Raw genomic sequence first — 23,080 nt, 5'->3', positions numbered from 1 at the left:
CCTTGACCTTAATCAGTTTCCGTAGCAAATAGGGAACTTAACAATACACAGAGTACTAACGTTAAAACACCCGTAAATACTATTTTTTTCAAAATTAATAGGATATGGGAAAAAGAAAGCATCTCAAAAGTGAAGAAAACGATGTGCTGTACCAATATCAAGAGTGCTAAAAAGGTAACCCGTTGCACTTTGGTGGTACTTTTGAAGGTAAATCCCTGGAATTCAAAATTGGCACCAAAACAAAAACGCATTAAAACAGGTCTGCTAAAGGCTACGGTTAAAGCGGCCATGGCATGTAAGGCCATGGTGTCCAAAAAAATATCAATACTAAAACCTAAAAGAAAACCCAGAAAAAGAAATAAAGGCCTATTGATACGAATGGGGTACCAATAGAAGAAAAGCACATAGACCATAGGGTTAATGGAACCCAAAAAATTAAGTCTATTAAAAATCAACACCTGTGCCAGGACCAGCAAAACAAACCTGATGGTATTTAGGGCAATGGGGCTAGTTAGCATTGGTACTGTTTTGCAGTTCCAGAATTTCTTGGCGGTCCTTGTTCCTTATGATATAGACGTTTTTAATATTGGCCATATCGTTGAAAAGGTCCACCTGAATGGTATAGGAACTCTGATTTTGATTCAAATCATATTTTTTGATCACACCAATTGGAATGTTTTCCGGGAAGATACTGGACATTGCCCCTGTTGTAATCGTATCCCCAACAGTAACGGAAGCCGATCTGGGGATATCCACCAGTTGTACAACATCATAATCCATACCATCCCAGATCAATGACCCAAAGTAGTTGGTATTCCTGATTTTTGCATTAATGTTGGACTTGGTGTTTAGAACACTTTGCACAGTGGCGTACCCCGCCGAGGTATTCTCTACAATACCCAATACCCCGAGTGGGGTAATAACACCCATATCCTGTTCAATACCATCTGTTTCCCCCTTATTTAAGGTAATATAGTTCCTAGGGGAAGCATAGGTGTTTTTGATGATTCTGGCATTGATTACCTCAAAGGCACCGCTAGGGACTTCGTCTTGTGTTTTTAGGTTGCCATCATTAAATAATTGTAACCGCAGTTGTTCATTTTCCTTGACCAATCTTTGATTCTCCTCCCTCAAATGAAAATAATCCGTAATTGCTGTTTGGGCGGATAGAATAGTTCCGGTAAGCCACTTTGAAGAATTGAAGAACCGGGATTGGTGGTACGAATGGGAACGTATGGTTACAACCAGGCAAAAAAAGAGCAAAACAACATATAGAAATGCATTCTTGTTATTAAGGATAAAATTAAAAATCCGTTGCATTTCGTTGGATTGGTCATGTTACAAAAGTTCCACTGCAGGGAGACTATTTTATTAAAATATTCTTGTACCGTTCCAGGTTTTTTAAAGCGATTCCGGTACCGCGAACAACTGCACGCAAGGGGTCTTCCGCTATGTACACCGGTAAATCCGTTTTTTGCGACAATCTTTTGTCCAAACCTCTAAGCATGGAACCACCACCGGCCAAATAGATACCGGTATTGTAGATGTCGGCGGCCAGTTCCGGAGGAGTTTGCGATAAGGTTTCCATTACAGCGTCCTCCACACGAAGTATGCTTTTGTCAAGTGCCTTCGCAATTTCCCGATAGGATACTTGCACCTGTTTTGGCTTACCGGTCAAGAGGTCCCTACCCTGAATTTGCTTATCGTCCGGCGGTGTCTGTAAGTCTTCCGTGGCAGAACCGATTTCAATTTTTATGGCCTCGGCAGTGGTTTCCCCTACATAAAGGTTATGCTGGGTCCGCATATAGTAAATGATATCATTGGTAAAGACGTCACCTGCAATTTTTACCGATTTATCACATACAATTCCACCTAGGGCGATAACCGCAATTTCCGTAGTACCACCACCAATATCAACAATCATGTTCCCCTTCGGTTGCATAATGTCCAAACCAATACCTATTGCGGCTGCCATGGGTTCATGAATAAGATAGACTTCCTTGCCATTGACCCGTTCTGCGGATTCCCTAACGGCCCTCATCTCCACTTCCGTAATCCCGGAAGGAATGCAGATGACCATCCGTAGGGCAGGGGGAAACCATTTTTTCTTTAATGCGGGAATGTTCTTGATGAACATATTTATCATCTTTTCCGAAGCATCAAAATCCGCAATTACCCCATCTTTTAAGGGGCGAATGGTTTTGATGTTTTCATGGGTCTTCCCCTGCATCATACTGGCCTCACGACCAACAGCAATAATTTTTCCGGAAATACGGTCCCGTGCCACTATGGAAGGGCTGTCCACGACCACTTTATCCAAATGAATAATCAGGGTGTTTGCAGTTCCGAGGTCAATGGCAATTTCCTCGGTCATGAAATCAAAGAATCCCATAAAGCGTATTTAATATCGGATTAAAGGTAAATTTTCTCGGCAAAAGTAGAAAAATTAATGCTTAAAATGCCTAGTGCCGGTCATTACCATGGATATTGCGTTTGCATTGCAATAATCGATGCTCAATTGGTCTTTTATGGAACCTCCAGGTTGAATGACACTTTTTATTCCTGCCTTATCCGCAATCTCCACACAATCGGGAAAGGGAAAGAAGGCATCACTTGCCATTACGGCTCCCTTCAAATCGAATTTGAAATGGTTGGCCTTATGGATGGCTTGGTTCAGGGCATCCACCCGTGAGGTCTGTCCGGTGCCACTTGCGCAAAGTTGCTTGTTCTTGGCCAGGACAATAGTGTTGCTCTTGGTATGCTTGCACAGCTTTGAGGCAAAAATAAGATCATCCAGTTCCTTCTCCGTTGGTTTGCTATCGGTGACATAATCCAAATCCGTTACCGCATCCGTTTTGTTGTCCTTTTCCTGCAGTAGTGCCCCGTTTAAACAAGTGCGTACCAGCATTTGCGGAAGTTCAACCGGTTTTTGAACAAGAATGATCCGGTTTTTCTTTCCTTTAAGGATGTCCAAAGCGTCCTTGGAAAAGGAAGGGGCAATGACGACCTCACAGAACAATTTATGGATTTCCTCGGCTGTGGGCACATCAATTTCGGTATTTGAAATCAGGATGCCCCCAAAAGCGGATACCGGATCACCGGCAAGGGCATCAACGTAAGCTTGCTTTAGGGTTGGGCGCGTTGCCAGTCCACAAGCGTTATTGTGCTTTAAAATGGCAAAGGTAGGCTCGTCGTTTTTAAATTCTTGCATGAGGTTAACGGCAGCATCCACATCCAAAAGATTGTTGTATGAGAGTTCCTTGCCATGCAGTTTGTCGAACATGGCTTCAAAATCACCAAAAAAGAACCCCTTTTGATGTGGATTTTCCCCATAGCGCAGCACCTTGCCTTTCGTCTCACTTATTTTTAGCGCTGCCTGGTCATGATCGGCATTGAAATAGTTGAAGATGGCGGAATCGTAATGTGAGGAAATATTAAAAGCCTTGGTGGCAAACCATTTTCGTTGTTCCAAGGAGGTTTCCCCATTACCTTCCGCAATCACCTCAAGGAATTTTCCATAGTCCTCCATGGAGGAAAGGCATAGCACGTCCTTATAATTCTTTGCCGCGGCCCGGATCAATGAGATGCCGCCTATGTCAATTTTTTCGATAATATCCTGTTCCGATGCCCCACTGGCCACTGTTTTTTCAAAAGGATAAAGGTCCACTATGACAATATCGATTTGCGGAATACCAAACTCCTCCAATTGGGCAATATCCCCATCATGGTCCTGTCTATTTAAAATGCCCCCAAATACTTTTGGGTGGAGTGTCTTCACCCGCCCACCCAATATGGAGGGATAGCTGGTAACCTCTTCGACCGGGACAACGGCAATGCCAAGGTCGGCGATAAACTTTTCGGTACCTCCCGTAGAATATAAGGTGACCCCCAGTTCGTCCAACTTTTTTACAATAGGTTCCAAACCGTCTTTATGAAAGACGGAAACAAGTGCCGAAGAAGCTTTTTTGGTGGTATTCATAGGTATTTAAGCTGCGAAAATTAAAGCCTCAAAAATACCTTTTTTAAAAGGATGATTAATAGTCGTTTATCAACAAAACGGCTAAAGTTTTAAAGAATTTCGGCCACTTTTTCATTCACGAATTCCAGAAAGCGTTCGTCAGACTCGGAAAAGGGGTCAGGAGTGTTTGAATCAATATCAATTTGGCCGATATTCTCACCATTTTTGAAAAGGGGAACTACGATTTCCGACTTTACCGTGAGACTACAAGCAATATAATTGTCCTGGGCATGAACGTCGGGCACCACAAAATTTTGATTGCTTTCTGCAACCTGTCCACAGATACCTTTTCCAAATGGAATAATGGTGTGGTCGGTAGGTTGCCCTGCATACGGACCCAATTTCAATTCACGTTTGTCGCCATTTTTGAAATAGAACCCAACCCAATCGTAGTGATCAATTGCTGCTTTCAGGTCATCACAAATCCGTTGCATTTTCTCAGTGGACGTGAGCTCCGATTTGGCTATGGTTTCCTCAACTTTTTCCTTTAACGAATCAAACATGTGTAACATAATTAAAGGGTAAAAGTCGTTGAAATTTCAATAAATTACAATCCGGGTCTTCTTAAAAGTAGGTTAACAGATCGGTTTGGGTTTCCGTATTTTGTAAATTTGCAAAGTGAAAAATTTGGTTCGCAAAATAGTTGCTCCTTTTCTGGCCATGTTGGTGCTTCTCTCCACTATCTCGTGGTCGGTTGAAAAACACCTTTGCATGGGCCGTGTTATGGATGTTGCATTTTTTCATGATGCGGACAGCTGTGGGATGGAAGAAGCCATGGCCTTTATGGGTGAAACCATGGGCGATATGGACTGTTGTGATGATGAATCCTTTACCATGGAAGGCCAGGATAACCTAAAGTTTTCCTGGGACGAACTTGACCTGGATTCACAAGTTTTTCTTACGGCTTTCGCCCAATCGTACCTGGAACTATTCTTGGTTCCTTCCAAGGATGTTGTCAAGAATACCGATTACCCACCCCCTTTACCGACACAGGATTTATATATCCTGCACGAGGTCTTTTTAATTTGATAATGGCATTTTAGGGTTACTCTGGTAACCGTAGGAACGTATTCGTAATGTCATAATTCAAATTAAATTTTAATGAAAAAACATTTTGGTTTACTGATCATCACACTAACAAGTGTTTTTTGCGCCATTGCCCAGGAAAAAGTTGAAGGCATGGTAATGGAAGCTAATGATGCTGGTAAACATATAGGCCTTCAAGGTGCCAATGTCTATTGGCTCAACTCCCCCATTGGGACCATAACAGATGAAAAAGGGCTTTTTTCAATTCCCTTCAGTAATTCATATAACAAGCTTGTGATAAGTTATGTTGGATTTCAAGCGGATACCCTTACAATCAATGGGCCAAAAATGGTGCACCATTGGTTGAAACCGTCAAATCAACTGGACGAAGTGGTAGTCCAACAAGAACGGGAAGCTGTTCAAAAAATCTATTTTACCTCTCAAAATGTGGTAACCATAAACAGTGCCGAGTTGCTAAAAGCTGCTTGTTGCAATCTTTCTGAAAGTTTTGAGACCAATCCTGCCATTGATGTAAATTTTAATGATGCCCTTACCGGGACCAAGCAAATCCAGATGTTGGGCCTGACAAGTCCGTATCTATTGATCACCCAGGAGAACATTCCCATGGTCCGCGGGGCTTCCCAAACCTACGGGCTTACGTTTACCCCAGGCACTTGGATAGAGAGCATTCAAATTACCAAAGGCGCGGGAAGTGTGGTCAATGGGTTTGAGAGTATTTCCGGCCAAATCAATACGGAGTTGGTCAAACCCCTTACAGATACCCCCATCTTTGTAAATGGCTATGCCAACCTTAATGGGAGGTTGGAGTTAAATACCCATTTTAATTACAAACTATCCGATAAATGGAGCACGGGGCTTTACCTACACGGCAACCAACGTACGGTGGAGGTGGATATGAACGATGATGATTTTTTGGACGTCCCGTTGGCCAATCAGATCAACATTCAAAATCGGTGGCAATACCAAAATCCCGAAAAGGGTTGGGTCAGTTTTGTTAACCTTCGTTTTTTAAATGACGAAAAACAAGTGGGGCAGACCAATTTTAACCCAGATACGGATAGGTTCACCACCAATGCATGGGGGAGTGAAATTGATACCCAACGTTTTGACTCCTCTTTAAAATTGGGATATGTATTTCCCAATCTGCCTTTTCAGAGTTTTGGCTTTCAGGCGGCGTACAGCAACCATCAACAGGATTCCTACTATGGGTTCAATGTGTACGATATTGATCATGAAAGCATCTATTCCAATCTCATTTTTAACTCCATCATTGGAAACACGCAACATAAGTTCAAAACGGGATTGACCTTTGCTTATGATGGTTACAACGAATTGGTAAATGATGCCAATTTTGTACGGTCCGATCGCTCTGCAGGGGCATTTTTTGAATACAGTTATGATAATTTGGAGAAGGTGAGCCTTACCGCGGGTTTGCGTTTTGATACGCACAACCGATTGGGAAATTTTTTCACTCCGCGTTTTCATATCCGGTATACTCCATGGGAACTGGGAAGTCTGCGGGGTTCCTTTGGTATAGGAAGAAGGGCGGCCAATATATTTGCTGAAAACCAGCAGTTGTTCGGATCTTCAAGGACCATTCAACTTTTGGGCAATGGGGGCGATATTTATGGTTTTGATGGAGAACGGGCCATTAATTTTGGAGTCAGTTTTTTACAGGGATTCACTTTATTTGACCGACCTGGAAATTTTTCAATCGATTTTTATCGAACGGATTTTGAAAATCAGGTCGTAGTGGATTGGGAAAATCCAAGGGCCGTGGTTTTCTCCAATTTGGAAGGGGAGAGTTACGCCAATAGCCTTCAAATAGAATTGAACCATGAAATAGTACCCAATTTGGATTTGAGGACGGCCTATAAATTTTATGATGTAAAGACCCAATACCAAACGGGACTTTTACAACGGCCATTGGTGGCCCGCAACCGGTTTTTTGCCAATTTGGGCTATGAGACCAAAACTAAGGAAAATGGAAGTCAATGGCGATTGGATTACACCCTTCACGCCGTTGGGGAGCAGCGTCTTCCCAATACATCGGCGAATCCCGTACCCTTGCAATTGGGGGATTTTGTTGATGGGTATAGTTTAATGAATGCCCAGGTCACCAAAGTGTTTTCCAATAAATTTGAAGTGTATGTTGGTGGGGAAAACCTAACGGCGGTAACCCAACCCAATCCTATTTTGGACGCAGGCAACCCTTTTGGGCCAAATTTTGATACCACTATTGTATATGCGCCCATTTTAGGAAGAATGGTGTATCTGGGGTTTCGATTTAAATCATAAATTAATAACTAAAAATAGAACAATGAAAAACAATGTAATCGTTGCACTTTTTCTTCTGATCGGCACCATTGGTTTCGCACAGGAGAAGAACAAGAAAATGACCTTTGAGGTAGATGGCAAATGTGAAATGTGCAAAATGCGGATTGAAAAAGCAGCTTTGGGGGTACCTGGGGTGAAATTTGCGGACTGGGATATTCCCTCCCATCAACTATCACTGATTGTTGATGAGCGGAAAACCAATCCCATGGAAATTAAAACGGCTTTGGTCGCTGTAGGACACGATACCAAGGAATTGAAGGCAACCCAGGAAGCATATGACAACATCCATGCCTGTTGCAAGTATCGTGAGGATGATACGGACGATAGCAAAAAACATTAGCAATGAAACGGACCTATTCCGTGGATGGAATGACCTGTCAGGGATGCGTCTCTTCGGTTAAGGAAAAGCTGTTGCACGTGGATGGAATTGAAGCGGTTGAGGTTGACCTTGACAAAGGGGAAGCGGAAATTACCATGCAACGCCCTTTGGGACTGTCGGACCTAAGGGCGGCACTTCCCGATAAATACAGTCTGGGGGAAATGGGTATTCGTGAAGCATATGAACAAAATTCAGTTGTTGAGAAGTCCAAATTTCAACAACTGAAACCGTTGCTCCTAATTTTCGGTTACCTCTTTGCTGCGGCCTTTCTTTTACATTACGAGGATTGGAATACGGGGGAGGCCATGCTCGATTTTATGGGCCTGTTCTATATCGTTTTCAGTTTCTTTAAATTTTTGGACCTAAAGGGGTTTCCCGAAAGTTTTCGAATGTACGATCCCTTGGCCAGGGCCATTCCGATTTATGGCTGGATCTATCCTTTTTTGGAACTGCTATTGGGATTGATGCTCCTCATGCGGTTTGAGGTCCAAATTGCCCTTATGGCCACCATTTTAATTTTGGGCATAACCACCTATGGTGTGACCAAAACCCTTTTGGATAAAAAAGCAATTTGTTGCGCTTGTTTGGGTACGGCGCTACAATTGCCAATGACCGAAGCCACCTTTATTGAAAATGCCATTATGTTACTTATGGCCATTGGGATGCTTGCCCAAATGGTATAAAAAACGCCCTGTCTTTTGCTTTTGCTCAAGACGGGGCGCTATGGTATTCACAAACAAGCGTTATGGAGGCTTGTTTGTATTATGGATTTACATCATTCCTGGCATTCCACCGCCGCCCATTGGAGGCATTGGGGGCGTATCTTCCTTGATATCGGTCAACGCACATTCCGTGGTTAAAATCATACCTGAAACGGAAGCAGCATTTTCCAAAGCAACACGTGCTACTTTTTTGGGATCGATAATTCCCGCTTTCATCATTTCAACATATTTATCGGACTTGGCGTCGTATCCAAAATCTCCTTTTCCTTCCAGGATTTTAGCAACGACCACAGAACCTTCTCCACCAGCGTTTTCAACAATGGTACGCAATGGGGACTCAAGGGCACGAGTAACAATTTGAAGACCGGTAGCCTCATCGGCATTCTCGGTTTCCACTTTTTTCAATACTGATTTTGCGCGAAGCAAGGCTACACCGCCACCGGCAACAATACCTTCTTCCACGGCTGCCCTGGTTGCATGTAATGCATCATCCACACGGTCCTTTTTCTCCTTCATTTCAACTTCGGAAGCAGCACCAACATAAAGAACGGCCACACCACCTGCCAATTTGGCCAGACGCTCCTGTAGCTTTTCCTTATCGTAATCAGAAGTGGTGGTCTCTATCTGGGACTTGATCTGATTTACCCGGGTCTTGATATTCTTTGCGGAACCGGAACCGTTTACAATGGTAGTATTGTCCTTGTCAATGGTGACACGTTCCGTAGTACCCAACATATCCACTGTGGCATTCTCCAAAGAGAAACCTCTTTCTTCGGAAATAACCGTTGCATTGGTCAAAATGGCGATATCTTCCAACATGGCTTTTCTTCGATCCCCAAAACCGGGTGCTTTGACCGCAGCAATTTTTAGGGAACCACGGAGCTTGTTCACGACCAAAGTCGCCAATGCTTCACCGTCCACATCCTCTGCAATGATCAAAAGGGGTTTTCCGGATTGGGCAACAGGCTCCAAAACGGGAAGCAGGTCCTTCATTGCAGATATCTTCTTGTCAAATAACAGGATATAAGGGTTTTCCAAATCTGCAATCATCTTTTCGGAATCGGTAACAAAATATGGGGAAAGGTATCCTCTGTCAAATTGCATTCCTTCCACCACATCTACATAGGTGTCCGTTCCCTTGGCCTCTTCAACGGTAATGACACCTTCTTTTCCAACTTTCTCAAAGGCTTGGGAAATCAAATCTCCGATAGCCTCGTCATTGTTGGCGGAAATAGCGGCAATTTGCTTGATTTTCTCAGAAGAATCACCGACTTTTTTGGACTGCTTTGCCAAATCTGCAACAATGGCATCCACTGCTTTATCGATACCCCTTTTAAGATCCATTGGATTGGCACCTGCGGCAACGTTTTTCAATCCTTCTTTTACAATAGCCTGGGCCAAAACGGTTGCGGTTGTTGTACCATCACCGGCTAGATCGTTGGTTTTGGAAGCGACTTCCTTCACCATTTGTGCACCCATATTTTCAAGGGCATTTTCAAGTTCGATTTCCTTGGCCACGGTCACCCCATCCTTGGTCACTTGGGGTGCGCCAAAGGATTTTGTTATGATTACGTTTCTTCCTTTGGGACCCAACGTTACTTTAACCGCGTTGGCCAATGCATCAACCCCTTTTTTTAGGCCATCCCTTGCATCGATATCAAAAGTTATGTCTTTTGCCATGATATGTTTTGTTTTTCATTCCCTTGGTAGTGGGAATTGTTGATTAATTTCTTCGTTTTAGCTTTATACAATTGCGAGGATATCGCTCTGCCTCATTATCAAATAATCTACACCGTCCAATTTAAGATCGGTACCGGAATATTTTCCGTAAAGGACAGAATCACCAACACTAACAGTCATGTCCTCATCCTTGGTGCCAGGTCCCACTGCAACAACTTTTCCTTTTTGGGGCTTTTCTTTTGCCGTATCTGGAATGATGATGCCAGAAGCTGTTTTGGTTTCGGCTTCCATGGGTTCAATTAAGACCCTATCTGCCAATGGTTTAATATTTACTTTAGCCATTTGTATAAATTTTATGGTTTTATAATTCTGCCTTCCATGGGACAGAAATTGTGCCATTATCCAAAAACTGACAATCTGTTAAAACAAAAATGCCAGCTTGTCATTGAGCTGGCATTTTAATTTGTAAAAACTATTTTTTATTGGATGGTATCCAAGGAATTGTCAGTTGCTGGCACCTCTTCTGGAATTTCCTCGGGAACAGCTTCAGGAATCGTATTTTCAATATCGTCCCCTTGCAACAGTTTTGAATCGGGAGTGCTGTAATTTCCTTTTAGGGCCACATTGGACAGTAAAATCAGGACAATTAACAATCCTGCCAATGTCCAGGTGCTTTTGTCCAAAAAGTCCCCTGTTTTTTTGACCCCGCCAACTACTTGGTTTCCTCCACCTCCGAAGGAGGATGAAAGGCCACCACCTTTTGGGTTTTGAACCATAATGACCAAAACCAATAGTAGGCAAACAAGGATAATCAACACCAAAAAAATTGAAAACGTACTCATCTTAATCCTTTTCTTTTTGCAGCTTTTTGACCGCTTTAATTTGGTCGGCAAAGAAACCACTTTTTTCTGGATATTTCAAACTCAATATTTTATATGCCTGAACAGCCTTTTTATACTTTTTCTGTTCCAAATAAACCTTTGCCAAAGTTTCGGTCATGAGTTCGTTGCTGTCTATTTTGGACGATTCCTTGATATCAATCCTTACTTCGGCGTCTTCCTTGGGTACAATTTTGGGGTTGTTTTCTATAAACTTGTCCAATAGTGCAAACTTCTTCTTTTTGTCCAGGGATTCTTGCGGGTCATCGGCCGATTTTTCAATAGGTTTTTTCTGGGCAAGTTGCAACCACTCCGTAAAGGAATGTTTTTCGCCTTTGGTGAACGCGAGGGGTTTGCCCAGTTCCAATTGTTTTTCAGGGGAATTTTCTTCGGTGGAGGTCTTTGCAGGAAACTTATTGTCAAATAATTTGGGGTCCAGGATTTTTTCCGCGTGTTGAATATTTTGGGGCAATGGGCTTTCGTCCGTTTCGCCGAGGATAACCGCAGCATCAGGGTTGGGATCGATTTCTTCGGAAATGGTTTGTTTGTCGGTCAGGGTAGTTTCCCTGCCCATAATGGAATTTGCGATATGGTTTTGGTCAAATTCCTTGGAGGTGATGTAATCAAAAAGTATTTCCCGATCAGTCGTATGTGCGGCAGTAAGCTTAAGGGCGGTATTGTACTTGTAGGATTCCAGATTTTTTAACCCTTTAAGGTGAAGTGCCCTTGCCGCTTGGAAATAAGGGTACTCTTCCAAAATGGCCTCCAGTTCCCTGGTCTCCCGTGGAGAAAGAATGGTATTCGGGTCTTGGAGCAGTTTTTTAAAATCTGAAACGTTCATAATTACCAGTCCGCTAATGAGGCATTAAAAATATCCTGGGTAATCCGCTCAAAAATCACTTCATGGGCCTCCCCTTTCACGTTTTCCAAAAGTTGGGTGCCTGGAAAATCAAAGAAAAATGAAAAACGGCGTTCAAAATCCGAATCTTCCTTGGTCGTATTATAAAAGCGGACATTGACACTGATCGTCAAGCGGTTTTGGGCCGCCGTTTGGTTGGCGGAAGCGGACATTGGGGAAACCCGATATTCCACAATCTCACCCTCATATACCAAATCGCCCCCATTGCTCGTTAGGGACAGGCTGGTAAGGTTGGCAATCAAATCTTGAAGGGAATTGGTGAAGTCCCTATCCAACTGGGGCTCTATGGTGGAACCTGGACTTTGGTCCGCATAGTTCTGGAAAAAGTTCACCTGAAAGGATTCTGCCGTCCCCGTACTGGCTCCGGAAAAATTATAAATACCACAACCATTAAAAAGGAGGGGCAATACAAGAAGTACTACAATTGAAATGTGTTTTTTCATAGGGTTATGGCACTAGGTGACTATAAATCATATTGTTTGATCTTTCGATACAGTGTTCGCTCCGATATCCCCAATTCTGCCGCGGCCGCTTTTCGCTTTCCGCGATTCCGTTCCAGGGATTTTCGTATAAGCTCTATTTCCTTTTCCTGGAGGGAAAGGGTTTCCTCCTCCTCTATTTCCTCGGCAAAATGGTACCGGTCCTCAACGGGCTGTGGTCTGGATGGTGCCATGTTTTCAACAACGGGCTCTGGGAGGGACAACACTTCGGTAACCGTTTCTTCCGTAGGCACGGCTTCCTTTTCATCCCCATAAATCTTTCGTATCAGCGTTTCGTTTTCTTCCTGGACCTTCTTGGAATTATCCCCTTTGAGCAGTTCCATTGTCAACTTTTTCAAATCGTTGAGGTCACTCTTCATATCGAACAAAACTTTGTAGAGGATTTCCCGTTCATTGCTAAAGTCACTTTCCTTTTCTTTGGAATTGACAATGGCAGGAAGGTTGGTGGAAGCCATATTGGGCAAATAACTATGTAATGTAACAGCAGATATTTCCCTGTTCTCTTCCAAAACGGAAATTTGCTCGGCGATATTCCGTAACTGCCGGATGTTTCCCGGCCATCGGTGTTTTAGGAGCAGTTGAATGGCCTCTTCGGATAAGCGCACCGTAGGCATTTTATACTTTTGTCCAAAGTCCGAAGCAAACTTTCGAAATAACAGGTGGATGTCTCCCTGGCGTTCCCTTAAGGGGGGGATATTGATTTCTACCGTACTCAATCTGTAATAGAGATCCTCACGGAATTTCTCCTTTTTTATGGCTTCAAACATATGGATGTTGGTTGCGGCCACAATACGTACATCCGTTTTTTGGACTTGGGAAGAACCTACTTTTAAGAATTCCCCATTTTCCAATACCCGTAGCAAACGCACTTGGGTAGTTAAGGGAAGTTCTCCCACTTCATCCAAAAAAATGGTACCTCCATCGGCTACTTCAAAATAACCGCTCCGGGTCTGGGTGGCACCGGTAAAGGCCCCTTTTTCGTGACCAAAAAGTTCACTGTCTATGGTTCCTTCCGGGATGGCCCCACAGTTTACGGCAATATACTTGGCATGTTTTCTGTGCGAGAGGGAATGGATGATCTTGGGAATGGATTCCTTACCAACACCACTTTCCCCAGTGACCAATACGGAAATATCCGTGGGGGCAACCTGCATTGCTTTTTCCAAAGCCCTATTGAACTTAGGGTTGTTCCCAATAAGCTCAAAACGTTGTTTTATGGCCTGTACGGATTCCATCTATCGAGCATCGCTTAATCCAACTGCCTCGCCAAGTAGGGTAGCGGAGGTACAGTCGTTAATCCTTACGTTGACAAAATCCCCGATTGCATAGTTTTCCTTGGGAAAGACCACTACGGTGTTCTGGGAGTTTCTCCCCATCCAATGTGCATTGGATTTTTTGGATGGGCCTTCAATCAAAACCTCTTCAACTTTTCCAAGATGTTGTTGGGTTCTGAAAAGACCATGCTTTTGCTGTAAGTCGATGATTTCCCTCAACCTTCTTTTTTTGGTTTCTTCTGGAATGTCATCTTCCATTTTACGGGCTGCCAAGGTTCCGGGCCTTTCGGAATAGGCGAACATGAACCCAAAATCATATTTTACATATTCCATTAAGGACAAGGTGTCCTGATGGTCCTCTTCGTTCTCCGTAGGGAAACCGGCAATCATGTCCTGGCTGATGGCACAATCCGGGATGATCCTTCGAATGTTGTCAATCAATTCAAAGTACTCCTCCCGTGTGTGCAGACGGTTCATCGCTTTAAGGATACGGTTACTTCCACTTTGCACCGGTAAATGGATGTAATTACAGATATTGGGATACTTGGCCATGGTTTCTATCACATCCAACGTCATATCCTGTGGGTTGGACGTAGAAAAACGGATTCGCATTTTAGGTTGTGCCAAAGCCACCAATTCCAATAATTTGGCAAAGTTGACCGAAGTTGCCCTTTGCATTTCCGTGGCCTTTTCATAATCCTTTTTTAAACCTCCACCATACCACAGATAACTATCCACGTTTTGCCCCAATAGGGTAATCTCCTTGAACCCCTTTTCCCAAAGGTCATTGACTTCGTCTATGATGGAACGTGGGTCCCGGCTCCGTTCACGACCACGGGTAAAGGGTACTACACAAAAGGTGCACATATTGTCACAGCCCCTGGTTATGGATACAAATGCCGTTACACCGTTGGAGTTTAAACGAACCGGAGCTACATCGCCATAGGTTTCATCTTTGGAAAGGATGACATTGACGGCATTTCTGCCCTCGTCAATTTCCTGGATGAGGTTGGGAAGATCTTTATACGCATCTGGTCCTACCACCATGTCCACGATTTTCTCTTCCTCCAAAAACTTGCTTTTTAAGCGCTCTGCCATACAACCCAGCACACCCACTTTCATTCCTGGGTTCACTTTTTTTACCGCATTGAACTTTTCCAATCGTTTGCGAACGGTCTGCTCGGCTTTTTCCCTTATGGAACAGGTGTTGACCAATACCAAATCGGCCTCCGTCAATTCATTGGTGGTATTAAAACCCTCTTTGGCCAAAATGGAAGCTACGATTTCACTGTCCGAAAAATTCATTTGGCAGCCGTAGCTTTCTATATATAGCTTTCTAGAGTTGGAAATGTTGGCATCCAAGGTCAAAGTAGCGCCTTGTCTGTCCTCTTCAATTATCTTTTCCACACTGTGGTTCTTCATGATTCCTTTCAAATACAAGGATGCAAAGATAATGCTTCTTAACCAACTATGACAATTTGGCAGAAAACAGCGCGGTTAAAAAAATGCCAAAAACAGCGCTTCGCCCACTACAGGAAATCATCACAGGTTCTATAAGCTTCAATGACTGCTTTTTCCCCTTCTTCATTGGGTTTGGAGTTGCCATGTTCCATGCCCAATATACCTTTGAATCCTTTTTGGTGGATGTACTTAAAGACATTTTTGTAATTGATCTCCCCTGTAGTGGGCTCCTTACGTCCTGGATTGTCCCCGATTTGAAAATAGGCGATTTCATCCCAACAAGCTTCAATGTTTGGAATTAGGTTCCCTTCCTGAATCTGTTGGTGATAGATGTCAAAAAGTATCTTGCACGAAGGGGAATCCACGGCCTTGCAAATTTCAAAAGCTTGTGGGCTTTTGGACAGAAATAGCCCAGGATGATCCCTAAAATTCAAGGGTTCCAAGACCATGACCAGGCCATGGGGTTCCAAAATATCGCATGCCCTTTTAAGGCTTTCGACCACATGGGCGGTTTGATAGCCCATGCTGAGTCTTGCATCAATATGGCCAGGTACCACGGTCATCCATTTGGCATTGACCCTCTGGGCCACTTCTACCGATTTTTTGATTTCGGAAAGAAATTTTTCCCTAAGGGCAGGATCGCCATTGGCTAGATTTGGTGTTTTCCAAGAGATGGTATGCGCCACAAAAACCCCCATGGCCATGTTCCGTTTTTGTAGGGTCGCCGCTATTTTTTCCTGTAAAACGGTATCCCTGTTTTTCATCCCATTGTCCTCAAAAGCCAAGAAACCTTGATCTGCCATAAAATTGAGTTGGTCAATGGGATCCTCACCAACCGTATTTTTGAACATTCCCAAGTGAGGCGCATAATTCAGGTTAAAGGGTGTTACTGGAGTATATGGCTCTTTTTTTTGACCCACCAATTGCGGAGCCAATCCCAAACCTACGCCTGTCACCGCCAACCGGTCAATGAACTTTCTTCGTTTCACTATATCTCGCTTTTGGTATACGTAGTTTTGCCTGGTGTGGGAATGGGATAGTTGCCATTGGCATCGGGCCGTGTGGGAGGTGTTGAATTCCAGTCCAAATTGTCCTCAACCAATTTCATGGATGAGTTTAGGGCCTGCTCCCAAGTGATGACATCCCCTGAATAGGTGGCCATTCGTCCCATAATGGCCGATAAGGTGGCTTTGGCCCCGTTTTCGGTATCGGCCAATACTTCATCCTTGTTTCTTATAGCTGCAAAAAGATGATCATGTTCCACTTGATAGGGGTTTGGGTCTTTTTGATCCCCAATATTGCTCTGATGGTTAAACAATTCATCGCCATTAAGATCGGTAATGGTGCCCTGGCTGGTCACCAATCTTCCCTTAGTGCCATGAAATGCTTCATCAACCCTGTTCATACAACCTTTTTGGTGTCTGCATTGACTGGAGATTACTGCACCGGATGGGTAAGTGAATTCCACAAAATGGTGATCAAAAATTTCACCATGGTCTTTTCCTGTCCGTACTTCACGTCCTCCCATGCCTTGGGCCGATACAGGGTATTCGCCTAAGAACCAATTGGCAACATCAATATTGTGGATATGCTGCTCCAAGATGTGATCCCCACAGAGCCAATTGAAATAGTACCAGTTACGCATTTGGTATTCCATTTCGGTCTGTTCCGGGGTTCTGGGGCGTACCCATACTCCTCCGCTATTCCAATACACCTGTCCCGAAACTATTTTCCCCAGGGTTCCTTTTTGTACTTCATCATAGAGCTTCAAGTACTTGTTTTCATAATGACGTTGGAGGCCCACTACTACATTAAGCTGTTTTTGCTTGGCTATTTTGGCCGAGGCCAGTACTCTTCTAACACCCACGGGATCGGTAGCCACGGGTTTTTCCATGAAAACATGCTTGTCATTGGCTACGGCATATTCAAAATGCAACGGCCTAAATCCAGGAGGGGTCGCCAAGATGACCACATCCGCTTTGTCCATCGCTTTTTTATAGGCATCAAAACCTACAAAATGGTTCTTTTCCTTCACCTCTATTGTACGTTGTCCCTCAAAGTGCTCTTGAATGGCATTAAGGCTGTTTTCCAATCTGTCTTGAAAGGCATCGGCCATGGCCACAAGTTCCACGTCACGGTCAGCAATCAAAGCTTGAACAACAGCTCCGGTGCCCCGACCGCCACAACCAACAACGGCTAGTTTTAGTTTTCCTGGATTATATAAGTGCCCCATGCCATACAAAGGCAATGAAGAAGTGAATAAAGCACCACCGGCAAGTCCTGTGGTTTTAACAAAAGATCTTCGATCAACTGATTTTGTGTTCTGTTTTTTGGTCTTTTTCTTCATTGCGATTTATTTTGAATGTTTTGCTTTCCAATAGTTCTTTTGTTCTTCTGCACTGGGGGTCTTGTAAGGGCGGACAATACGAAATCCCACAAAAGGCGCATCGGTAAGCCACCATTTGCTTTTAGGTATTTGTGGGTCCCTCATTTTCCAATCGGCGGTGGAGGGCATTCGCGAGGCACTCCTGAGGTTTTCCTCACGGTTTTTCCAAGACCCTCCTCTCACCACCCTCGGGTATGTCCTTATAGGTTTGGCCCAAGGGTTTTTTGTTTTTTTTGCGTTGTAATCAAGGTATTGGTCAAGTGTCCATTCGGCAACGTTGCCATGCATATCGTACAATCCCCATGGATTTGGTTTTTTCAGCCCCACTTTATGGTATTTGCCATTACTATTTCCGTTGTACCATGCGTACTCGTCAATATTTGATGCCCTTGCACCAAACGAATAAGGGCTCTGGGTTCCAGCCCGTGCCGCGTATTCCCACTCTGCCTCGGTAGGGAGTCTATAAAAGTTTCCGGTCATGGCAGAGAGCCATTCGCAGAATTTTATAGCGGCGTATTGGGTCATACAAATAGCTGGGTAGCCTTCGGTTCCCATGCCAAAACTCATTTCCACATAAGGTGTTGTAGCTCCGCCAATGGCATCGACATCCAACAAGACTTCGTCCCCTTTAGGGGGGGTAGGACGCTTCTTATCAATTTCCCGGGCCATAAAAAGTCGGTAAAGATCCCAGGTAGTTTCATGTGAAGCCATCCAGAACGGATCCATATCCACTTTCCGTTCCGGACTTTCATCCTTTTTCCTTCCTTTCTCCGTTTCAGGACTCCCCATTAGAAAACTACCACTGGGTATGGGTAGCATTTTAATGGTCAATGTGCTTCCCGGAATGGATTCGCTATAGGCTTTAAAAGGTTTGTTTTGACCATAACAAAGATGTAGCCAGCAACCTAAGGTTGCCAATAGAAATGTAGTTTTCGACATTAAAAATGAAAATATTGCTTTTATAAAGATATCGTTTTGTACTTAATTTTTTGTAGTCAAAATAGAAGTCCTCATGGGAAGTCCCCTTTTTATCACCTTTGGTTTTATCATCGGTTTTTTGCATGCCAATACGGGAAAGCCGTTCCAGATTTTACACATACCGACGCAACTTTGTTTAACATGGATCATCTTAAAAGTGTTATTCAATGATAAAAGATCAAACAAAAAAAATTGACCAATGAAAAAGCTATCGAAACTTCCCCTGATCCTACTACTTATCATTTGCGGTATATCCTGCGAGGATGATGGAGAATTACCGTTTGGGTATAACGAATACGTTATTGCTACCCCATTGACAACGGATTTAATAACCTTTAAAGAAGAGGCCATTGCTATAAGTGAGCCTACGGATATTGTGGAATCTGGAAAGATATATGCCTATAAGAACTACATTTTTGTCAACGATGTCAATAAGGGCGTACATGTTTTGGACAATACCAATCCGGCTTCACCCCAAAAAACGGCCTTCATTAAGTTGGAGGGCAACAATGATGTCTCCATAAAAAATGATAGGCTATATGCGGACAGTTATGGGGATTTGGTCATTATGGACATTTCGGACATCAACAACATTGGTTCCGTAAAACGTTTGGAAAATGCCATTTACCAGGAATTTTGGTGCACCGTAGGTTTTGATGTGGAGTGGCCAACGGCAGATGCTTTTGACTACGGAGATTTAGATCCCAATAGGGAGGCCATAGTAGGTTGGGAAACCAAAAAAGTGGCCATGACGCAGAACCAATTCAATGAAAAGTTCGGATACTTACATGGGGAGGCCTCCTTCGCCAATTCCGATGGGCCCACCACCAATGCGACGGATACGGGACAGGGAGGTTCTTTGGCCCGATTTAGGATTGTTGGCGATTATCTGTATGCCGTTGAATGGAGCAGTATAAACGTTTTTGATATTTCGGATTTGGACGCCCCCGAAGTGATGGATGAGGTATACACCAGCTGGGGGATAGAAACGATTTTTAGCCAAGGCGACCTTTTGTTTTTGGGCGGTATGCAGGGCATGTACATTTATGACATTTCCGAACCATCTGCCCCCAAGTACATCTCGGAGTTTGTACATGGTACCGCATGTGATCCCGTGGTTGTGGATGGCAACTACGCTTATGTTACCTTGCGTGGAGGTAACTTTTGTGGTGCTGTGGAAAGCGGTCTCTACATTGTTGACATTTCCACTATCGAGAAACCGGAACTAAAAGTGATTTATCCAATGGATGAACCTTATGGGCTCGGGATTAAGGATGATAAGCTTTTTGTTTGTGACGGAAACTCAGGTCTTAAGGTGTATGATAAATCCCAAGTCCCCGACCTTCCACAGTTAAATCATTTTAAAGATATTGTTACGTTTGATGTCATTCCCATGGAAGAACAATTGCTTATGATAGGTAATGGTGTGCTGTACCAATATGAATATTTGGATGATGATATTAGACTCATTAGTAGTTTGAACCTGAATTAACATGGAGCCCTTTAAAGTTAAATTTTACCTCTATATAGTAGTGTTGGGCAGTCTCTTGTCCTGTAGCTCGGATGATATCCAGGCCGATGATTTGGAAGAGCAGCTCAAGACCCTTGTGGCACTTTCGGAAAGTGTGGCCTGCGTAGACGGCAATGACTGGCAATTTGCGGGAATTGGGTCCAAGCCCTGTGGTGGTCCCACGGGTTATATCGCCTATTCCACTTCAATTGATACTGTTGATTTTTTAAATCGATTGGCCGCTTACAACGAGGCGGTTCGGGCTTATAATGAAAGCAATGGGGCCCTTTCGGACTGTGCGTTCGTCAGTCCCCCCACACGTATTGAATGTGAGGACGGAAAAGCGGTCCTGGTTTATCAGTAACCTGGTCCCGGAAACTAAAAAGTGGATTTTTACGTTGGTGAAAGTGTGCCTAAACCGCACACTTTTTTTGTTTGTGAAGCTTCATCCAAAAATGGGAATTAAAAAATTCACATACTTTTGTTCCCAAAAAACCAATCTAGATGCCCAAGAACTTAGTCATAGTCGAGTCCCCAGCGAAGGCTAAAACCATTGAAAGATTTTTAGGAAAAGAATATCAGGTAGAGTCCAGTTTTGGTCATATTGCCGATTTGCCCTCAAAGGAATTGGGGGTGGATGTTGAAAAGGACTTTGAACCAAAATACATCATTGATAAGGAAAAAAAGACCTTGGTCAAAAAGCTAAAGGATTTGGCGAAGAAAGCCGAGACCATTTGGTTGGCAAGTGATGAAGATCGCGAAGGGGAGGCCATTTCTTGGCATTTGGCGGAAAAATTAAAATTGGATAAGGATAAGACCAAGCGCATTGTTTTTAACTCCATAACCAAATCCGCCATCCAAAAAGCAATAGAGAATCCAAGGGGAATCAATTATGATTTGGTGAATGCGCAACAGGCGCGTAGGGTTTTGGACAGGTTGGTAGGATATGAACTTTCCCCGGTACTGTGGAAAAAAATCAAACCGGGACTCTCCGCGGGGCGGGTGCAGTCGGTGGCGGTACGATTGATTGTAGAGCGAGAGCGGGAAATTGAGGCTTTTTCCCCGGAAGCCAGTTATAGGATAAAGGCCTCCTTCCGTACCACGCATGGAAAGAATTTTGATGCGAAATTGTCCAAACCATTTGGGAGTAAGCAAGAAGCAGAGGACTTTTTGAAAAAGAACATCGGAGCGGATTTTTCAGTTTCGAAATTGGATAAAAAGCCTGCTAAAAAATCGCCTGCGGCCCCTTTTACCACATCCACTTTACAACAGGAGGCTTCACGGAAGCTTTACTTTTCCGTTGGCCGGACCATGCAGGTGGCCCAACGATTGTACGAAGCCGGACTCATTACCTATATGAGGACGGACAGTGTTAATCTGTCCAAGGAAGCACTGGACGCGGCCAAGAACACCATAGTGTCCAATTATGGAAGTGAATACAGCACGGTAAGGAATTATACGGGCAAGTCCAAAGGGGCGCAAGAAGCCCACGAGGCCATTCGCCCTACAGACATGAATTTGCAATCCCCAACGCTGGAACGTGACCAGACCAAATTATATGAGTTGATCTGGAAGCGGACACTCGCCTCCCAAATGAGTGATGCACAATTGGAGCGTACAAACGTTAAAATACAATCCAATACCCACGCAGAGGAATTCACTGCAAATGGTGAAGTGGTCACTTTTGATGGGTTTTTAAAGGTGTACCTGGAAAGTGTGGATGAGGAGGATGCCGTAGAACAGGAAGGAATGCTACCGGCAATGCGGGTAGATGAAAAACTGGAGAACAACTACATTAGTGCCACGGAGCGTTTCACCAGGCCGCCATATAGATATACCGAGGCCTCCTTGGTCAAGAAACTTGAGGAATTGGGAATCGGAAGACCTTCAACATATGCGCCCACCATTTCCACCATTCAGAATAGGGGATATGTTCAAAAGGGAACCGTGGAAGGAACCGAAAGGCCCTACATGGAGCTTGTTCTGGAAAACGACCAGCTTTCGGAAAAAAAATTGACCGAAATGGTCGGGTCGGACAAAGGTAAAATGGTCCCTACGGATATAGGGACAATCGTAAATGATTTTTTGGTCAGTCATTTTTCCAATATTCTGGATTATAATTTCACTGCGAAATTGGAAGAGGATTTTGATGAGATTGCTTCTGGGGATGAGGATTGGCAAAAAGTCATGAAGGAATTTTATAAGAGTTTTCATCCTACCGTTTTGGACGTTGAGGAAAATGCGGAAAGGGCAAGTGGCGAGCGGGTACTGGGTACGGATCCCAAAACAGGACGACAGGTTGCCGCCAGGTTGGGGAGGTTTGGTCCCATGGTTCAAATAGGGACTGTGGAAGAAGAAGAAAAGCCATTGTTTGCCAGTTTGTTGCCCGAGCAATCCATATCCACCATAACCTTTGAAGAAGCTATGGAACTCTTTGAGCTTCCAAAAAAATTGGGGGTGTATGAAGGTGAAGAAGTGGAGACCAATGTTGGCCGTTATGGACCTTATGTCCGATTTGGAAAAAAGTTTATTTCATTGGATAAGGGGGAGAGCGCCTTTGATGTAGATATGGATCGGGCCATAGAATTGATCAGGGAAAAGCAAAGGGCAGATGCTCCCATTGCCAATTATGAGGGTCAAGATGTGACCAAAGGCGTAGGTAGGTTTGGTCCTTTTATAAAATGGAACGGAATGTTCATCAACGTCAACAAGAAATATGATTTTGACAATCTTTCCAAAGCTGACATTGAAGAACTTATCGAAACCAAAAAACAAAAGGAAAAGGAAAAATTGGTCCAATCCTGGCCCGAGGAAGGCATTCGTATTGAAAAGGCCAGATGGGGCAGGCACAATATCATTAAAGGAAGGATAAAAGTGGAGTTGTCAAAGGATGTTGATGCCGCCAAGTTTTCCTTGGAGGCAGCAAAAGAGTTACTTGATAAAAAAGCACCCAAAAGAAAAACAAAGTCGAAAGCTAAGTAATAACACCCA

The 23,080-nt window shown here is 43.7% G+C and carries 22 protein-coding genes; 7 read left to right on the top strand and 15 right to left on the bottom strand.

The annotated features are described in order from the left end of the window. Positions 1–8: 8 nt before the first annotated feature. From L0P88_RS06355 to L0P88_RS06335, 5 genes are all read right to left on the bottom strand, one after another. Positions 9–518, bottom strand: a complete 510-nt coding sequence (locus tag L0P88_RS06355) for a rod shape-determining protein MreD (protein WP_247133769.1) — start codon at positions 516–518, stop codon at positions 9–11. Continuing rightward, positions 508–1,320, bottom strand: coding sequence for a rod shape-determining protein MreC (gene mreC, locus L0P88_RS06350; RefSeq protein ID WP_247133768.1), 813 nt, complete (start codon positions 1,318–1,320; stop codon positions 508–510). Before mreC ends, L0P88_RS06355 begins: the two co-directional genes overlap by 11 nt. A 43-nt stretch (positions 1,321–1,363) precedes the next feature. Then, positions 1,364–2,392 (bottom strand): rod shape-determining protein, encoded by a 1,029-nt coding sequence (locus L0P88_RS06345; RefSeq protein ID WP_158776665.1) that lies wholly within the window; start codon positions 2,390–2,392, stop codon positions 1,364–1,366. Between the two features lie 54 nt (positions 2,393–2,446). After that, positions 2,447–3,979, bottom strand: coding sequence for a bifunctional phosphoribosylaminoimidazolecarboxamide formyltransferase/IMP cyclohydrolase (gene purH / locus L0P88_RS06340; protein WP_247133767.1), 1,533 nt, complete (start codon positions 3,977–3,979; stop codon positions 2,447–2,449). Positions 3,980–4,068: 89 nt separating this feature from the next. Continuing rightward, complete coding sequence (locus tag L0P88_RS06335) at positions 4,069–4,521, bottom strand: GAF domain-containing protein (protein WP_247133766.1); 453 nt, start codon at positions 4,519–4,521, stop codon at positions 4,069–4,071. A 115-nt stretch (positions 4,522–4,636) separates the two neighbouring features. Here L0P88_RS06335 and L0P88_RS06330 point away from each other — a divergent pair, with 115 nt between their 5' ends. The 4 genes from L0P88_RS06330 to L0P88_RS06315 all read left to right on the top strand — a co-directional run bounded on the left by L0P88_RS06330 (position 4,637) and on the right by L0P88_RS06315 (position 8,464). Beyond that, on the top strand, positions 4,637–5,047 hold the full coding sequence (locus tag L0P88_RS06330) for an HYC_CC_PP family protein (protein ID WP_247133765.1): 411 nt from the start codon (positions 4,637–4,639) through the stop codon (positions 5,045–5,047). Positions 5,048–5,119: 72 nt separating this feature from the next. Continuing rightward, entirely contained in the window at positions 5,120–7,363 is a 2,244-nt protein-coding gene (locus L0P88_RS06325) for a TonB-dependent receptor domain-containing protein (RefSeq protein ID WP_247133764.1), read from the top strand. A gap of 22 nt (positions 7,364–7,385) precedes the next feature. After that, positions 7,386–7,742 carry a heavy-metal-associated domain-containing protein gene (locus tag L0P88_RS06320; protein ID WP_247133763.1) on the top strand — a complete coding sequence of 119 codons (357 nt, stop codon included), beginning with the start codon at positions 7,386–7,388 and terminating at the stop codon, positions 7,740–7,742. Positions 7,743–7,744: 2 nt separating this feature from the next. Next, complete coding sequence (locus L0P88_RS06315; protein WP_247133762.1) at positions 7,745–8,464, top strand: heavy-metal-associated domain-containing protein; 720 nt, start codon at positions 7,745–7,747, stop codon at positions 8,462–8,464. Positions 8,465–8,551: 87 nt separating this feature from the next. Here the strand turns inward: L0P88_RS06315 and groL are convergent, their stop codons facing one another. From groL to L0P88_RS06265, 10 genes are all read right to left on the bottom strand, one after another. Next, positions 8,552–10,183 carry a chaperonin GroEL gene (groL, locus tag L0P88_RS06310; RefSeq protein ID WP_247133761.1) on the bottom strand — a complete coding sequence of 544 codons (1,632 nt, stop codon included), beginning with the start codon at positions 10,181–10,183 and terminating at the stop codon, positions 8,552–8,554. Positions 10,184–10,246: 63 nt separating this feature from the next. Next, on the bottom strand, positions 10,247–10,525 hold the full coding sequence (groES, locus tag L0P88_RS06305; protein ID WP_158776673.1) for a co-chaperone GroES: 279 nt from the start codon (positions 10,523–10,525) through the stop codon (positions 10,247–10,249). Between the two features lie 137 nt (positions 10,526–10,662). Further along, positions 10,663–11,025, bottom strand: coding sequence for a preprotein translocase subunit SecG (gene secG, locus L0P88_RS06300; protein WP_158776674.1), 363 nt, complete (start codon positions 11,023–11,025; stop codon positions 10,663–10,665). A gap of 1 nt (position 11,026) precedes the next feature. Continuing rightward, on the bottom strand, positions 11,027–11,902 hold the full coding sequence (locus L0P88_RS06295; RefSeq protein WP_247133760.1) for a hypothetical protein: 876 nt from the start codon (positions 11,900–11,902) through the stop codon (positions 11,027–11,029). Positions 11,903–11,904: 2 nt separating this feature from the next. Then, positions 11,905–12,423, bottom strand: a complete 519-nt coding sequence (locus L0P88_RS06290; RefSeq protein WP_247133759.1) for an LptE family protein — start codon at positions 12,421–12,423, stop codon at positions 11,905–11,907. A gap of 20 nt (positions 12,424–12,443) precedes the next feature. Then, entirely contained in the window at positions 12,444–13,715 is a 1,272-nt protein-coding gene (locus L0P88_RS06285; protein ID WP_247133758.1) for a sigma-54 interaction domain-containing protein, read from the bottom strand. Continuing rightward, positions 13,716–15,176: a tRNA (N6-isopentenyl adenosine(37)-C2)-methylthiotransferase MiaB gene (gene miaB / locus L0P88_RS06280; RefSeq protein ID WP_409557711.1), complete on the bottom strand. Its 1,461-nt coding sequence runs from the start codon at positions 15,174–15,176 to the stop codon at positions 13,716–13,718. Positions 15,177–15,283: 107 nt separating this feature from the next. After that, entirely contained in the window at positions 15,284–16,150 is an 867-nt protein-coding gene (locus L0P88_RS06275) for a hydroxypyruvate isomerase family protein (protein ID WP_409557721.1), read from the bottom strand. Positions 16,151–16,203: 53 nt separating this feature from the next. Beyond that, entirely contained in the window at positions 16,204–17,562 is a 1,359-nt protein-coding gene (locus L0P88_RS06270) for a Gfo/Idh/MocA family protein (protein WP_247133757.1), read from the bottom strand. A 6-nt stretch (positions 17,563–17,568) separates the two neighbouring features. Beyond that, on the bottom strand, positions 17,569–18,540 hold the full coding sequence (locus L0P88_RS06265; protein ID WP_247133756.1) for a formylglycine-generating enzyme family protein: 972 nt from the start codon (positions 18,538–18,540) through the stop codon (positions 17,569–17,571). A gap of 238 nt (positions 18,541–18,778) precedes the next feature. Between L0P88_RS06265 and L0P88_RS06260 the strand changes: the two genes are divergently transcribed. From L0P88_RS06260 to topA, 3 genes are all read left to right on the top strand, one after another. Next, positions 18,779–20,071 carry an LVIVD repeat-containing protein gene (locus L0P88_RS06260; protein WP_247133755.1) on the top strand — a complete coding sequence of 431 codons (1,293 nt, stop codon included), beginning with the start codon at positions 18,779–18,781 and terminating at the stop codon, positions 20,069–20,071. A 1-nt stretch (position 20,072) separates the two neighbouring features. Next, a complete protein-coding gene (locus L0P88_RS06255) occupies positions 20,073–20,453 on the top strand; it encodes a DASH complex subunit DAD2 (RefSeq protein ID WP_247133754.1) in 381 nt (126 codons plus the stop codon). A gap of 140 nt (positions 20,454–20,593) precedes the next feature. Further along, on the top strand, positions 20,594–23,071 hold the full coding sequence (gene topA / locus L0P88_RS06250) for a type I DNA topoisomerase (protein WP_247133753.1): 2,478 nt from the start codon (positions 20,594–20,596) through the stop codon (positions 23,069–23,071). Positions 23,072–23,080 lie beyond the last annotated feature (9 nt).

The organism is Muricauda sp. SCSIO 64092 (assembly GCF_023016285.1).
In the GTDB taxonomy this organism is placed as follows: domain Bacteria; phylum Bacteroidota; class Bacteroidia; order Flavobacteriales; family Flavobacteriaceae; genus Croceivirga.
This window is presented reverse-complemented; position numbering and strand designations above follow the sequence as displayed.